The organism is Aurantiacibacter rhizosphaerae (genome assembly GCF_009807005.1).
GTDB classification, from domain to species: Bacteria; Pseudomonadota; Alphaproteobacteria; order Sphingomonadales; family Sphingomonadaceae; genus Alteraurantiacibacter; species Alteraurantiacibacter rhizosphaerae.
In genome coordinates, this window is sequence record NZ_WUBR01000002.1 from 362,007 (window position 1) to 376,157 (window position 14,151).

The 14,151-nt window shown below is 61.7% G+C and carries 17 protein-coding genes; 16 read left to right on the forward strand and 1 reads right to left on the reverse strand.

What is annotated here, in order from left to right:
• Nucleotides 1–15: 15 nt before the first annotated feature.
• Nucleotides 16–1,197, reverse strand: coding sequence for a glutamine-hydrolyzing carbamoyl-phosphate synthase small subunit (gene carA / locus GRF63_RS09200; protein WP_160485724.1), 1,182 nt, complete (start codon nucleotides 1,195–1,197; stop codon nucleotides 16–18).
• 148 nt (nucleotides 1,198–1,345) lie between these two features.
• On the opposite strand from carA, the gene GRF63_RS09205 reads away from it, so the two are divergent.
• The 16 genes from GRF63_RS09205 to GRF63_RS09280 all read left to right on the forward strand — a co-directional run bounded on the left by GRF63_RS09205 (nucleotide 1,346) and on the right by GRF63_RS09280 (nucleotide 14,145).
• The gene (locus GRF63_RS09205; protein WP_160485725.1) at nucleotides 1,346–1,795 is read left to right on the forward strand and encodes a GatB/YqeY domain-containing protein; all 450 of its coding nucleotides are present in this window, start codon (nucleotides 1,346–1,348) and stop codon (nucleotides 1,793–1,795) included.
• Nucleotides 1,792–2,499, forward strand: coding sequence for a hypothetical protein (locus GRF63_RS09210; protein WP_337189645.1), 708 nt, complete (start codon nucleotides 1,792–1,794; stop codon nucleotides 2,497–2,499). The genes GRF63_RS09205 and GRF63_RS09210 overlap by 4 nt, the downstream gene beginning before the upstream one ends.
• A gap of 130 nt (nucleotides 2,500–2,629) precedes the next feature.
• The gene (locus GRF63_RS09215; RefSeq protein WP_160485726.1) at nucleotides 2,630–3,388 is read left to right on the forward strand and encodes a hypothetical protein; all 759 of its coding nucleotides are present in this window, start codon (nucleotides 2,630–2,632) and stop codon (nucleotides 3,386–3,388) included.
• A 31-nt stretch (nucleotides 3,389–3,419) separates the two neighbouring features.
• Nucleotides 3,420–5,312, forward strand: coding sequence for a DNA primase (gene dnaG / locus GRF63_RS09220; protein ID WP_160485727.1), 1,893 nt, complete (start codon nucleotides 3,420–3,422; stop codon nucleotides 5,310–5,312).
• 9 nt (nucleotides 5,313–5,321) lie between these two features.
• Nucleotides 5,322–7,331 (forward strand): RNA polymerase sigma factor RpoD, encoded by a 2,010-nt coding sequence (gene rpoD / locus GRF63_RS09225; protein WP_160485728.1) that lies wholly within the window; start codon nucleotides 5,322–5,324, stop codon nucleotides 7,329–7,331.
• Between the two features lie 25 nt (nucleotides 7,332–7,356).
• Nucleotides 7,357–7,911 (forward strand): DUF2059 domain-containing protein, encoded by a 555-nt coding sequence (locus GRF63_RS09230; RefSeq protein WP_160485729.1) that lies wholly within the window; start codon nucleotides 7,357–7,359, stop codon nucleotides 7,909–7,911.
• Nucleotides 7,912–7,917: 6 nt separating this feature from the next.
• Entirely contained in the window at nucleotides 7,918–8,469 is a 552-nt protein-coding gene (locus GRF63_RS09235) for a pseudouridine synthase (RefSeq protein WP_160485730.1), read from the forward strand.
• 79 nt (nucleotides 8,470–8,548) lie between these two features.
• The gene (locus tag GRF63_RS09240; protein ID WP_160485731.1) at nucleotides 8,549–9,196 is read left to right on the forward strand and encodes an AAA family ATPase; all 648 of its coding nucleotides are present in this window, start codon (nucleotides 8,549–8,551) and stop codon (nucleotides 9,194–9,196) included.
• Nucleotides 9,197–9,368: 172 nt separating this feature from the next.
• Nucleotides 9,369–9,803: a ribose 5-phosphate isomerase B gene (gene rpiB, locus GRF63_RS09245; RefSeq protein WP_160485732.1), complete on the forward strand. Its 435-nt coding sequence runs from the start codon at nucleotides 9,369–9,371 to the stop codon at nucleotides 9,801–9,803.
• 28 nt (nucleotides 9,804–9,831) lie between these two features.
• Nucleotides 9,832–11,148, forward strand: a complete 1,317-nt coding sequence (glyA, locus tag GRF63_RS09250) for a serine hydroxymethyltransferase (protein WP_160486301.1) — start codon at nucleotides 9,832–9,834, stop codon at nucleotides 11,146–11,148.
• Nucleotides 11,149–11,151: 3 nt separating this feature from the next.
• Nucleotides 11,152–11,382 (forward strand): hypothetical protein, encoded by a 231-nt coding sequence (locus tag GRF63_RS09255; RefSeq protein WP_160485733.1) that lies wholly within the window; start codon nucleotides 11,152–11,154, stop codon nucleotides 11,380–11,382.
• A gap of 3 nt (nucleotides 11,383–11,385) precedes the next feature.
• Entirely contained in the window at nucleotides 11,386–11,871 is a 486-nt protein-coding gene (nrdR, locus tag GRF63_RS09260) for a transcriptional regulator NrdR (protein WP_160485734.1), read from the forward strand.
• Entirely contained in the window at nucleotides 11,858–12,607 is a 750-nt protein-coding gene (locus GRF63_RS09265; protein ID WP_160485735.1) for an RNA methyltransferase, read from the forward strand. Before nrdR ends, GRF63_RS09265 begins: the two co-directional genes overlap by 14 nt.
• 144 nt (nucleotides 12,608–12,751) lie before the next feature.
• Complete coding sequence (locus tag GRF63_RS09270; protein WP_160485736.1) at nucleotides 12,752–13,018, forward strand: hypothetical protein; 267 nt, start codon at nucleotides 12,752–12,754, stop codon at nucleotides 13,016–13,018.
• Between the two features lie 202 nt (nucleotides 13,019–13,220).
• Nucleotides 13,221–13,835, forward strand: a complete 615-nt coding sequence (gene rpsD / locus GRF63_RS09275; RefSeq protein ID WP_160485737.1) for a 30S ribosomal protein S4 — start codon at nucleotides 13,221–13,223, stop codon at nucleotides 13,833–13,835.
• Nucleotides 13,836–13,953: 118 nt separating this feature from the next.
• Nucleotides 13,954–14,145, forward strand: a complete 192-nt coding sequence (locus GRF63_RS09280) for a hypothetical protein (protein WP_160485738.1) — start codon at nucleotides 13,954–13,956, stop codon at nucleotides 14,143–14,145.
• Nucleotides 14,146–14,151 lie beyond the last annotated feature (6 nt).

Consider the following 14,151-nt stretch of genomic DNA (forward strand, 5'->3'; position numbering starts at 1 on the left):
CTGCAGAGTGAAGCCTCACCCCAACATCCCCACAAACTTCTCGAACAGATAGAAGCTATCCTGCGGGCCTGGCGATGCCTCGGGGTGATACTGCACCCCAAACGCCTTCTTGCCGCTAACCGCGATGCCGCAGTTGGAGCCGTCGAACAGCGACACATGCGTTTGCTCCACGCCGTCCGGCAGGGTGTCGCCATCCACTGCGAAGCCGTGGTTCATCGAGGTAATTTCCACGAGGTCGCGGGTTTCGCCCCAGCTTTCGCCTACGCGCTGAACCGGGTGGTTCGCGCCGCGGTGGCCCTGGTGCATCTTGGTGGTTTTCGCGCCTGCTGCCAGAGCCAGCATCTGGTGACCAAGGCAGATGCCGAACAGCGGCATGTCCTTCTCCAGCAGCGCCTTGATAACCGGCACCGCATATTCCCCCGTCGCCGCCGGATCGCCGGGGCCGTTGGAGAGGAACACGCCATCGGGGGCAAGCGCCATGATATCATCCAGCGAAGTCTTGGCGGGCACCACCGTGACGCGCGCACCGGCCTTCACCAGATTACGGAAGATGTTGTCCTTGCTGCCGAAATCCATCGCCACGACATGCGGTTTGCCCTCACGCTCCGCCGCGTCATAGCCATGGCCCAGCCGCCAATAGCCGCCGTCCCAGTCTTCCTGGTGTTCGCGGCTCACGCTCTGGGCAAGGTCCATGCCTTCCAGCCCCGGCCATTCCTGCGCGCGCCCAAGCAGCGCGTCCAAATCAAACTTGCCGCGCGGATCGTGCGCGATCACGGCGTTGGGCGCGCCTGTCAGGCGGATGCGGCGGGTCAGCGCGCGGGTGTCCACGCCGGAAATGCCGATCTTGCCCTGCTTTGCCATCCACTCGACGAATTCCGCCTGGCTGCGGAAGTTGGATTGCAGCGTCACGTCCTCGCGCACAACGCAGCCCACGGCTCCTTCCACGCGGCTTTCGAAATCCTCGTCATTCGTGCCGACATTGCCGATGTGGGGGAAGGTGAAGGTAACGATCTGCGCAGCGTAGCTGGGATCGGTCATCACCTCCTGATACCCCGTCATCGCGGTGTTGAAGCAGACTTCGCCAACCGCGCTGCCAGTGGCACCAAAGCCCCTGCCCCAGACGATGGTTCCATCGGCCAGGACGAGGACGCCCGTGGCCCCTTGAGGTTGCGCGCGCGAAGAGGCGAGAAAGGCCATGGTGGCTCCCGTTGGATAGTTGGACCGGCAATGTGTGCTAAGTCCCAGCGGCTAGAGACGGGCTTGCCTCCCGTCAAGCACAAGACTTGGCTTTATCGCGCTTCGCATTAGATGAGAGGCCATTGATCCACAGGAAAGAATTGATCCCATGCTGAGAGACGACATCAAGGCCGAAACCATCACCGCCATGAAGGCAAAGGATAAAGAGCGCACCGCCGCCCTGCGCCTGATCTCTGCCAAGATAAAGGATCGTGATATCGAGATGCGCGGCAAGGATGCAGGCGATGATGATGCCATGGTGATCGACGTGCTGCAAAAGATGGCAAAGCAGCGCCGCGAATCGATTACGATGTATGAAGAAGGCGGCCGCACCGAACTGGCAGAGCAGGAAAAGACCGAGCTGGCCGTGATCGAGGAATTCCTGCCGCAGCAGATGGACGAGGCCGAAACGAAGGCCGCCATCGAAAAGATCAAGGCCGAAACAGGCGCCGAGGGCATGAAGGACATGGGCAAGGTGATGGGCGAGCTGAAGGCCCGCCACGGCACCCAGCTGGACATGGGCCGCGCAAGTGGCTGGGTGAAGGAGTCACTGTCGTGAGGCGCATCGCCCTGCCCCTGCCGCTGATCATCGCGCCGTGCCTGGCGCTGGCGGCCTGCGGTTCCGAAACGACGCCCGCGCCCACGCCGACGCCCAGCGAAACCGTCGCTGGCCCTCGCACGCTGGTGGCGGCAGGCTTTGCCGACACTAAGCTGGGTCCCAGAATCGTCGGCCCGGAAGGGGACGAGGTTGCGGGAGAGCTGGTGCGCGAAGGGCAGAAAATCGCTGATATCGTCAGCTACGTCGCCTGTCCTGCCCCCAAGAAGGATGAGGTGGCCGCAGAGGAATGCGTGCCCGCCGATCAGCCAGAGGGCGCCGTCTACACCTATGTCCACCGGGTAACCCCGGTTGACCTGGCGGACGAGCTGGACACGCCGCTGCTGTTCCGCACCACCAAGGCCGCACATGGCTTTGCCAACAACATCGGGTTTGACCGCGATCAGGCGGAGGCCGTGCTGGGCGAAGGCTATTCCATCCGCGTGCAGGAAGATAACGGCGCATTGCTGTGGCGCGTGGAGATCAGCAATGGCTGGCATTCAGGCGAGGAGCTCACCTTCTTCTGGCAATCCACCCTGCCGCCCGAAGGCCCGCAAAAGGCCTATGCCGTTGGCACCGAAAACGGGCGCGCCGAAGGTAATGGCCCCTTCCCAGCCGAAGAAGCGCCGGTGGATGAGGATGCAGCAGGCGCCGACCCCGCCGACTGATCGCGAAACGCAAAATCCTGCCACCGCATTAACTATCAAAATGTGGTGGCAGCGGAACCTCCACCCGAATTTGTAAGTTTTTCGGGCCAAGAGAGGCGCACCCATGTCGCGTCTGCCAAGGAGGCCTTCGATGCTGAAACACCATTTCGCCCTGCCCATCGCGCTTTTCGTCACCACCGCACTGTCCGCCTGCTCGGCAGAGCCGGAGGTCGATAATGACACCGATCTGGCAGCAGAAGACGAAGAAGCCGAGATCGCGCGCGAATCGCTGAACGCTGGCGATTTTGCTGATCTGCAACTTGGCGCGAAGATCGTCGGGCCGCAGGGCGAGGAGGTCAAAGGGCGACTGACGAACGAAACGGGTGCCTTTGCCGATATCACCTCCTTCGTCGCCTGCCCTGCCGGAATGGACGAATGCGACCCCGCCACCGCGCCCGAAGGCACGATCTACACCTATGTTCACACCGTCTATCCGGGGGAGGACAATGATCCCTCCACCGGCAGCGGCGATGGCAATGATGCCTCCAACGTGGAGACGACCGAAGCCTTCCGCATGACCATGCCGAGCCACGGCTTCACCGGATCTGCCGGATTTTCATACGCCGAGGCCGCCAATGCCATCACCGACCGGATGCTGATCGTGGCCACCTGCCATGAACAGGGCATCGCCTGGACCGTGGAAGAAGGTGACGGAGGTGACCAGTGGGGACAGGGCGAACCGATCACCTTTTACTGGCAGAGCACCCTTCCCCCCGCCGGTCCTGCCGATGCATATGAAGTGTTCGCCAATTACACCGCTGCCAGCGGCCCCGGCCCCTACCCTGCGGCAAGCGACACGGCGACCAACGCCTGCGTCAATTCAGCCGTCACCAATGCGCAAGGCGGTTGAATTAAGGGCCATTGAGTCGCATTGGTGAGGCATGGCGCTCTCACCTCAATGGCTGGATGAACTGAAAGGCCGGATCACGCTATCCGCGCTGATCCAGCGCACGGTGAAACTGACACGGGCAGGACGCGAATGGAAAGCGTGCTGCCCGTTCCATTCCGAGAAGACGCCCAGCTTCTACGTCAACGATCAAAAGGGCTTCTACCACTGCTTCGGCTGCCAGCAGCACGGCGGCGCCATCGACTGGATGATGGAGCAGCACGGGCTGGAATTCATGGACGCGGTGAAGGAGCTTGCCTCCGAAGCCGGGATGGACGTGCCCGCACCCGATCCGCGCGCCGCGCGGCAGGCGGAACAACGCGCCACCCTGCATGACGTGATGGCCGCCGCGCAGGAATGGTTCGTGGCGCAGTTACATGCCCCCGCCGGTGAACAGGCGCGCGGCTATCTTGAGCGGCGCGGACTGGATGAACACACCATCCGCCGCTTCGGCTTTGGCTGGGCCCCGGATGACAAACAGTCCCTGAAAACGGCGCTTTCCTCTTTTGACGAGCGGCTGCTGATCGAGGCGGGCCTGCTTATCGAAGTCGAAGAGAAAATCCCCTATTCGCGCTTTAGGGGCCGCGTGATGCTGCCCATCCAGGACTCGCGCGAGCGGGTGATCGCCTTTGGCGGCCGCATCCTCGCCGATCGCGACGGCGTGGCGAAATATCTCAACAGCCCGGACACACCGCTTTTCGACAAGGGCCGCACGCTTTACAACCTGCACCGCGCCGCCGCCGCATCGCGCAAGACGAACCGCGTGATCGTGGCCGAAGGCTATATGGATGTGATCGCGCTGGCGGCGGCTGGCATAGACGATGTCGTCGCCCCCATGGGCACTGCCGTTACCGAACAGCAGATCGAACTGCTGTGGCGCATGGCAGATAAGCCCGTGCTGTGCCTTGACGGAGACAGCGCAGGCAAGCGCGCCGCCATGCGCGCGGCGGAGCGTGCATTGCCATTGCTGCGCCCCGGCCATTCGCTGCAAGTCGTCCAACTGCCCGCCGGGCTGGACCCGGACGACCTGCTGAAACGCGACGGGCGCAAGGCCATGGACGCGCTGCTGGAACAACCAAAATCGCTGCTGGACCTGATCTGGGAGCATGAGCGCGATGCTTCCCCCCTCGCTTCCCCGGAAGACAAGGCAGGATTGAAGGCGCGCGTGCTGGAACAGGTGGACGCGATCCAGCATCCCGATATCCGATCACTCTACCGGCGCGAATTGATGGATCGCTACGGCGCATTCGCCTTCCCGCCGCGGGAATTCCAGAAAGGCGGCAGTTTCCGCAAGGATGGCCCCTACCGCAAGGACGCGCCAGCGCGCACATCGCCGCAGGTCACCCAGCGATTGCAGCGCGCCACCACGGGCGCGTTTCGCGATGCGCTTACCGCAGCGGTTCTCAACGGGTTTGCCCGGCATGCGGGCGAAATTCACCGCCATGCCGATGCCCTGCTCAGCCTGGAAAAAGGCGATGCACAATTGGCGCAGGCCGTAAATTTCCTGCTCGATCACGCAGAAGAGCTTGAAGCTTCGGTCAATTCGCCCATATCGGGTCAAGACATCTTGCCGCCTGCACCGGATAACACCCGATTTTCCTTCCTGATGGAAGGCTCCGATCCGGACGAGGCGAAGGAAGATTTGGCCGAAGCCGTTGCCCTGCTGGTCGAAAGACCTGCACTCGAGGCGGCAATTGTTGCGGCCACCCGTCGCTTCGATACAGATCCGGAAGGTGCGTTTGCTGAGCAACAACGCTTGCGCAAACGAAAACTGGAAATCGACGTGCGACTCGGGCAAATGACCAGAAAGCGCGCCGCTTCGCAGGCGTTCGATAAACAAGCTCCGGAGGCCGCCAAAAGGCAGGTCGCCGAACAGGAAACGGACTGACGCAACACTATGGCATCCGACGCCAAGACAAAGCAGAATGACGACGCTCCTCTGATCGACCTCAACGAGGCGTCGCTCAAGAAGATGATCGCCAAGGCCAAGCGCAAGGGCTACATCACCTATGATGAGCTGAACGAGGCGCTGCCTTCGGGCGAGATGAGTTCTGACCAGATCGAGGATGTCCAGTCGGCATTGTCGGACATGGGCGTGCAGATCGTGGAAAGCGCGGAAGAGGCTGACGAGGACGAAGGTCCGGAAGAGATCGCCCCGACCGGCTCCGAATCGCAGGCAGAGCCCAAGCAGAACGTTCCTGAAAAGAAGAAGTCCGTCGCCGGTGAAGGCCGCACGGATGACCCTGTGCGCATGTATCTGCGCGAGATGGGCGCGGTGGAACTGCTCAGCCGCGAGGGCGAAATCGCCATCGCCAAGCGCATCGAATCAGGCCGCGACACGATGATCATGGGCCTGTGCGAAAGCCCGATCACCTTCCACGCCATCATCATGTGGTCCGAAGCCCTCAACAACGAGGAAATGCAGCTGCGCGAGATCCTCGATCTCGACGCCATGCTTTCCAAGGAACCTCCCGTCGACAAGATGGAAGAGGAAAATGAAGACGACGACGGCGAGATTTCGGAAGAAACCGCCGGCCCCACCATCCGCGACGACGATGAAGACGACGACGATGATGAAGAGGGCGAAGACGGCGAGGACGGCGAAGGCCGCAAGCGTGACGATGAAGAGGAAGAGGACAACACCATGTCCCTCGCCCAGATGGAAGCGGCGCTGAAGCCCGATGCCATCGAACGCTTCGCGCGCATCACCGATCTGTTCAAGAAGTTCGAGAAGCTGCAGGCAGAGCGCGTCGATATCCTGGGCGCGGGCAATGAATTCCCGGCTGCCAAGGAAAACAAGTACGAGAAGCTGCGCGAAGAGCTGACCGCAGAGGTCGAGTCCGTGCAGTTCCACGCGACGAAGATCGAATATCTCGTCGACAATCTTTACGCCTTCAACCGCCGCCTCACCGCGCTGGGCGGCCAGATGCTGCGCCTTGCCGAACGCCACAAGGTGAAGCGTATCGACTTCCTCAATGTCTATGTCGGCAATGAACTGGACGATACCTGGCTGAAGGAAAAGGCGAAGAAGGACAAGAAATGGGCCGCCTTCGCCGAGAAGGAAGGCGACGCTGTTGAGCGCATTCGCGCCGAAATCGCCGATATCGCCAGCGCCACGGGCATGAGCCTGGATGAATTCCGCCGCATCGTGAACATGGTGCAGAAGGGTGAGCGCGAGGCGCGTATCGCCAAGAAGGAAATGGTCGAGGCGAACCTGCGCCTGGTGATTTCCATCGCCAAGAAATACACCAACCGCGGCCTGCAATTCCTTGATCTTATTCAGGAAGGCAACATCGGTCTTATGAAGGCGGTCGACAAGTTCGAATACCGCCGTGGTTACAAGTTCAGCACCTATGCCACCTGGTGGATCAGGCAGGCGATCACGCGTTCCATCGCGGATCAAGCCCGGACGATCCGCATCCCGGTCCACATGATCGAAACGATCAACAAGCTGGTGCGCACCAGCCGCCAGTTCCTTCACGAGCAGGGCCGCGAACCCACGCCGGAGGAAATGGCAGAGCGCCTTTCCATGCCGCTGGAAAAGGTGCGCAAGGTGATGAAGATCGCCAAGGAGCCGATTTCTCTCGAAACGCCGATTGGCGACGAGGAAGATTCGCACCTGGGCGACTTTATCGAGGACAAGAACGCCATCATCCCCGTGGATGCGGCGATTCAGGCAAACCTCAAGGAAACCGTCACCCGCGTGCTGGCATCGCTCACCCCGCGTGAGGAACGCGTGCTGCGCATGCGCTTTGGCATCGGCATGAACACCGATCACACGCTGGAAGAAGTGGGCCAGCAGTTCAGCGTGACGCGCGAACGTATCCGCCAGATCGAGGCAAAGGCGCTGAGGAAGCTCAAGCACCCCAGCCGTTCACGCAAGATGCGCTCTTTCCTCGATCAGTAAGATCTCGTTTCAGTCTGGGGGTTTCATGAAGGTTTTTACCGCTATTGCCGCTGCGGCAATCACCTTTGCCATACCCTCTCAGGCTTTCGCGCAGGACACCGTGCCTCCGGCTGCCGAGATGCAGCTGGCGCGGGAGATCATCGACAACGGATACCCGCCGGAAACCCGCATGGGCATGTTCGACGATGTAATCATCCAGCTTCTGGCGCAGATGAGAGCATCCTTGCCAGATGTCAGTGATAATCCCGAAATGGCGGTCGCGTTCGATCGGCACGTGGAGCGCGTCCGCGCAACCAGCATGGAAGTTCTGGCAGGCCATCTCGATTCGCTGATGGAGAGCATGGTTGTTGCCTATGCTGAACAGTTCACCATCGAAGAATTGCAGGGCCTGCACAGCTTCATCATGACGCCCGAAGGCCACGGCTTTCTTGCACGCATGTCCGAAGTGAACGGCCATCCCGCGTTTGCAAAGGCGAACCAGGCTTACATGCAGGATTATCTCGCGAAGATGCCGGGGCTGGTTGAACAGCTGCGCGCAGACGTGGAGAAGATAAACGGCGAGAAGATCGGCGGCGAATAGCCCGCGATGCCCCGCCTGATCCTCTTCAACAAGCCGATGAACGTGCTGTCGCAGTTTACCGACCGCGGCAGCATTACCGCGCGCGAGACATTGTCCGACTATATCGACGTGCCAAGAGTCTATCCCGCGGGCCGTCTGGACCGGGACAGCGAGGGCCTGTTGCTCTTGACCGATGACGGCAAGCTGCAGGCGCGCATTGCCGATCCCAAGTTCAAGCTGCCCAAGACCTATCTGGTGCAGGTGGAAGGCGAGCCGGACGACGCCGCCATTCAGAAACTGGCGCGCGGTGTGGAATTGAAGGACGGCCTCACCCGCCCTGCCCGCGCCGAAGCTATCGCCGATCCGCAGCTTTGGCCGCGCGATCCGCCCGTCCGTTTCCGCAAGAGCGTGCCCGATCATTGGCTGCGCATAACCATCACCGAAGGCCGCAACCGGCAGGTGCGCCGGATGACGGCGGCTGTCGGCCTTCCCACCCTGCGCCTCGTGCGCTGGAGCGTGGGCGAGTGGAGCCTTGATAGCCTGAAGCCGGGCGAATGGTGCAATGCAGCACACAAGTGATGGACGGCTCGCTCACCGGGTGACATAAGTGCAGCCAGGAGAGGAGAGCAGGATTCTCTTTTTGAAGGAGCGCTCTTTCGTGCCAGATCCCAAACCCACGGTTATCGCAATCGTCAGCCAGAAGGGCGGCTCCGGCAAAACCACGCTCGCGCTGCATCTTGCCACCATCGCTGTGCAGAAGAAGATGACGACCTGCGTGATCGACACCGATCCGCAGGCGACGGCAGCTGCATGGGGAGACTGGCGCGGCGATTTCCTGCCCGCCGTAGTCACCAGCCCGCCGGCCCGGCTTTCCCGCACCATAGAAAACGCGCGCAAGGAAGGCGTGGCGCTGATCGTGATCGACACGCCGCCCCACGCAGAGGCCGCCATGCGCGAAGCCATCAAGGCTGCAGACCTTGTGCTGATACCCACACGCCCGCGCGCCTTCGATCTGCATGCGCTCGAAGGGATTGCCGATCTCATCAGCTACACCGGCACGCCTGCGCATGTGGTGCTGAACGGCGTGCCCGCCCGCGCCACCAAGATGGTGGATGATGCAAAGGCCGTCGTCGCAGAACTCGGGCTGGAAACCTGCCCCGTTACTTTTGGAGAGCGCGCCGATTTCCACCGCTCCTCCTCCAGCGGCGAAGTGGCGAGCGAGGTGGACGCCAATGGCAAGGCCGCAGAGGAAGTAAAGGCGCTGTGGACCTGGGTGAAGAAAGCGCTGCCGAAACCCTCCGCCTGACCGATCCGCCCATGGCCGGGCGCGATAATTTTGATTGATCAACCACTATAGGGCCGATTGCAGCGCAATTGCCGCGCTGCTGGCGCCACGACAGCCACGCTTGTGGTGGAGAAAGGCTTTTTAGCCGCCTTTTCGGGTGGCGAAATCGGCCTCTCGCGCCTATGTGGGCGCCATGAAGATTGCCATAGCCTCCGATCATGCCGCGCTCGACCTGAAAGCCGAATTGCGCGAATGGCTTATCGAACAGGGTCACGAGGTTGCCGACCTTGGCCCGGACACCGGCGAATCGGTGGATTATCCCGATTACGGATACAAGCTTGCCGGCGTCGTCGCCGATGGCACCGTGGATCGCGGCGTTGCGTTATGCGGTTCCGGAATTGGCATTTCCATGTCGGTGAACCGCAACCCCGCCGTGCGCTGTGCACTGGTTTCCGAACCGCTTTCCGCCAGCCTGTGCCGCGAACACAATGATGCCAATGTCATTGCCATGGGCGCCCGCCTGATCGGGTCTGACATGGCCAAGGCCTGTATTACCGCTTTCCTCGAAACGGAGTTTGCAGGCGGGCGGCACCAGCGCCGCGTCGACAAACTGTCCAATCCGTCCTGAACGCCAATCCCTCCCGAAAGTCAGCATGATGACCACCGCAACCCAATCCGCCGCCAACGCCTCCTGGCTTGATCGCTTCTGGAGCGATGACCTGGAGGATGCCGATCCCGAAGTCGCCGCGATCATCCAGCGCGAACTGGGCCGCCAGCGGGACGGTATCGAGCTGATTGCCAGCGAGAACGTCGCCAGCCCGGCCGTGCTGGAAGCCTGCGGCAGCGTGTTCACCAACAAATATGCAGAGGGCTATCCCGGTCGCCGCTATTATGGCGGGTGCGAATATGCCGACCAGGTTGAAACCATCGCGATAGAGCGCGCCAAGCAATTGTTCGGCTGCGACTTCGCCAATGTGCAGCCCAATTCCGGCAGCCAGATGAACCAGGCGGTGTTCCTCGCCCTGCTGAATCCGGGCGATACCTTCATGGGTCTGGACCTTGCCAGCGGCGGGCACCTGACACACGGTTCTCCCGTCAACATGAGTGGCAAGTGGTTCAACGTGGTGCCTTACGGCGTGCGCCGCGAGGACAGCCGCATCGACATGGAAGACGTGCGCCGCCTTGCGCATGAGCATAAGCCGAAGCTGATCATCAGCGGCGGCACCGCCTATCCGCGCACCTGGGATTTCGCGGAATTCCGCAAGATCGCAGACGAGGTTGGCGCTTATTTGCTGGCGGATATCTCGCATTTCTCCGGCCTGGTGGTGGGCGGGCAGCACCCTTCGCCCTTCCCCCACGCCCATGTCGTCACCAGCACCACGCACAAGAGCCTGCGCGGCCCGCGCTCCGGCATCATCCTGTGGAATGATGAGGAACTGACCAAGCCGATCAACATGGCCGTATTCCCCGGCATGCAGGGCGGCCCGCTGATGCACACCATCGCCGGCAAGGCCGTGGCATTCGGAGAGGCGCTGCGCCCCGAATTCCGCGTCTATGCGCAGTCAGTTGCAGAAAATGCGAAGGCGCTGGCTTCCAGCCTCGCCGAAGGGGGCATAGATATCGTATCGGGCGGCACGGATAACCATCTGATGCTGGCCGATCTCACGCCCAAGGATGTGACCGGCAAGGCCGCTGAAAAGGGCCTGGATCGCGCCTTGATGACTTGCAACAAGAACGCCATTCCCTTCGAACCGCGTTCGCCATTCGTCACCAGCGGCGTTCGCCTCGGCACGCCTGCGGGCACGACGCGCGGCTTTGGCCCTGCCGAATTCCGCAAGATCGGCACGCTGATGGCAGAAGTGATCGACGGCATGGCCCGCAATGGCGATGATGGCGATGCACAGGTGGAAGAACGCGTGCGCCGCGAAGTTGGCGAATTGTGCGCGGCCTTCCCCGTCTATCCGGGAAGATAAGACATGACCGATCCGAACAAGCCGAACGACCCCATCGACAATCGCATCCTGGTGGATGCCGTGGAAGAGGTGAAGGCAATGGGCAAGGACGGGCTTGATCACCCGTCGTCCAAGCCCGTGCTGACCGGCGCCGCCATCGGCGCGCTGGCGGGCGGCCTGCTGCCTGTGGTGACGTGGCCCGTTGGCCTGGTCGCCGGAGCAGGATACATGATCTACAAGCGGATCCGGCCCTGATCCATGCGCTGCCCATTCTGCGCGCATGACGACAGCCAGGTAAAGGATTCGCGCCCCACGGAAGACAACACCGCGATCCGCCGCCGTCGCCAGTGCGAAGGATGCGGTGCGCGCTTCACCACCTTTGAACGCGTGCAGTTGCGCGATGTGGCGGTGCTGAAATCCACAGGCGATGAAACCCCGCCCCGCCGCGAGAGTTTTGACCGATCCAAGATCGAGCAATCCGTGGCCCTGGCCTGCCGCAAACGAGGGATAGAGCAGGAGCGGATCGATCAGCTGGTATCCGGCATTCAGCGGCAGGTGGAAACCGCGGGGGACAGCGAAATCCCCTCCGCTCGCATTGGCGAGATGGTGATGGAAGGCCTGCGTCAGCTGGATACCGTGGCCTATATCCGCTTCGCCTCCGTCTACCGCGACTTTTCCGAAGCGCGCGATTTTGAGGAATTTGCCAGCACCGTGCAGCAGGTTGCGCCCGATGGCGACGGCTGAAACTGCCCCATCCGGCAACGCTCCGCCCGTGATCGTGCTGGTGCGCCCGCAACTGGGCGAGAATATCGGCAAGGCGGCGCGTGCCATGCTGAACTTCGGCCTCAGCGAAATGCGTCTGGTGAAACCGCGCGACGGCTGGCCAAATCCGTCTGCCGGACCGGCTGCGGCGGGAGCGGACATCGTGCTGGAAAACGCGCGCGTCTATGAAACCACGGCAGAGGCGGTGGCCGATTGCGCGCATGTCTATGCCACCACGGTGCGCAAGCGCGGCGTCACCAAGCCCGTGCAGACGCCGGAACAGGCCGCGCGCGATATTCCGCGCCAGCAGGGTCGCAGCGCGGTGCTGTTCGGGCCGGAGCGCTCCGGTCTTGCCATGGACGATGTGGATCTGGCCCGCACTATTATAACAGCGCCGATCAATCCGGAATTCGGCTCACTCAATCTGGCTCAGGCCGTGATCCTGGTTGCCTATGAGCTTTCCAAGACAGCCGATCTGGTGATGCCCACGCAGGAAGACATCCTGCCCCCTGCCCCGCAGGAGGAACTGGACGGCCTGATCGCTCATCTGGAAGGCATGCTGGAGCCAAACCGCTATTTCTATCCTGAGGACCGGGCGGAGGCGACCCGCCGCACGCTGCGCGGCGTGCTGACGAAGCCGGGATGGAACCATCTGGAGGTGCGCACCCTGCGCGGCGTCCTGTCCGCTCTCCAGCGAAAGCCACGGCCTGACGATTAACGGGGCCTGCCATCTATGGCCCTGATATGTTATGGTTTCTGGCGAACAGTTCGGGAGAGAGCGTGACGTGCGCCTCATCCCTGCTTCCGTGGAACTTGCAGTGAAAGGGATACCATCCTGAGCCTGCTTCTTGCCTCCGCCATCGTGCTGACACCTGTTGCAATCGATGATCCCCTGCTGCGGCGGGAGGATACCTTCGTCTCGGCTGCCGCGCGTGTCGTCATGGCCGATGCGAAAAGCGCCCCGATCCATTGCCTTGACCTGCCGGAAAATCACCCGGACGGCGCGCGCACCTGCCTTACTCAAGGCGAATGGCAGGCGGTGTTCGATCGCATCGCGCAGCAGGAATCGGCTGACCTTCGGGACCGGCAGATTGCGCGGTCCCAGTGGAATGCCACACCCTATCGCTAGGGACGTTTCATGACTGGCGCAGTTGCGCTTGACTTCCACGCCCGCGCGGCTACATGCGCGCCTTCGCTACAAATTGGCTCCGCACCCCGGTGAAGCGGCGGCCACGGCTGGCAATCTGGTAAGACGGATTAGGCCAGACGGTGCGAAACCGGGTTGAAGCACTGCCGCTGGGGCAGTGATTGCAAATTGAAGGAAGCATGTCATGTCGAAGCGCACACGCGCCAAGCATAAACTCGACCGCCGGATGGGCGAAAACATCTGGGGTCGTCCTAATTCTCCGGTAAACAAGCGTTCCTACGGCCCCGGCCAGCACGGCCAGCGTCGCAAGGGCAAGATGTCCGACTTCGGTCTGCAGCTGCGCGCCAAGCAGAAGCTGAAGGGCTATTACGGCGACGTTACCGAAAAGCAGTTCCACTCCACCTACAAGGATGCCACCCGCATGAAGGGTGACACCGGCCAGAACCTGATCGGCCTGCTGGAACGCCGCCTGGACATGATCGTATACCGCGCCAAGTTTGCGCCCACGATCTTCGCCGCGCGCCAGATCGTCAGCCACGGCCACATCAAGGTGAATGGCGTGAAGTGCAACATTGCATCGCGTCGCTGCGATGTCGGCGATGTGATCTCGCTGGGTGACAAGGCCAAGGAAATGGCCCTGATCATCGAAGCGCAGAGCCTGCCAGAGCGTGAAGTGCCCGAATACGTTGCCCAAGACGGCAATGACGCGGTTACCTTCAGCCGCGTGCCTACGCTGGATGAAGTACCCTACCCGGTACAGATGGAACCGAACCTGGTCGTCGAGTTCTACTCGCGCTAATCGGTTACTACCGAATTTCGAATGCAAAAAAAGGGCGGTTCTTCGGAGCCGCCCTTTTTCATTTCGGTTCAGCGTTTTGCAGGGAACCGGATGTGCGATTGCGCGTCACCATTTCAGGATGCCGCAGTACAGATTCATAACGCCGCACCGTGCCGGCAAATGGTACGATCGCCTGTCGCAAGCGCAGCAATTGGCCTGCCGCATTGGCGCAGGTTTCCTCGATTCGGCAGGCAATTTCGTCCCCTATCGCGGGACGATCCTTGAAATGCGCAGCAAGCCGGAGGCGGAGCCAGTCGCCCCCGCGCCATAGCATTTT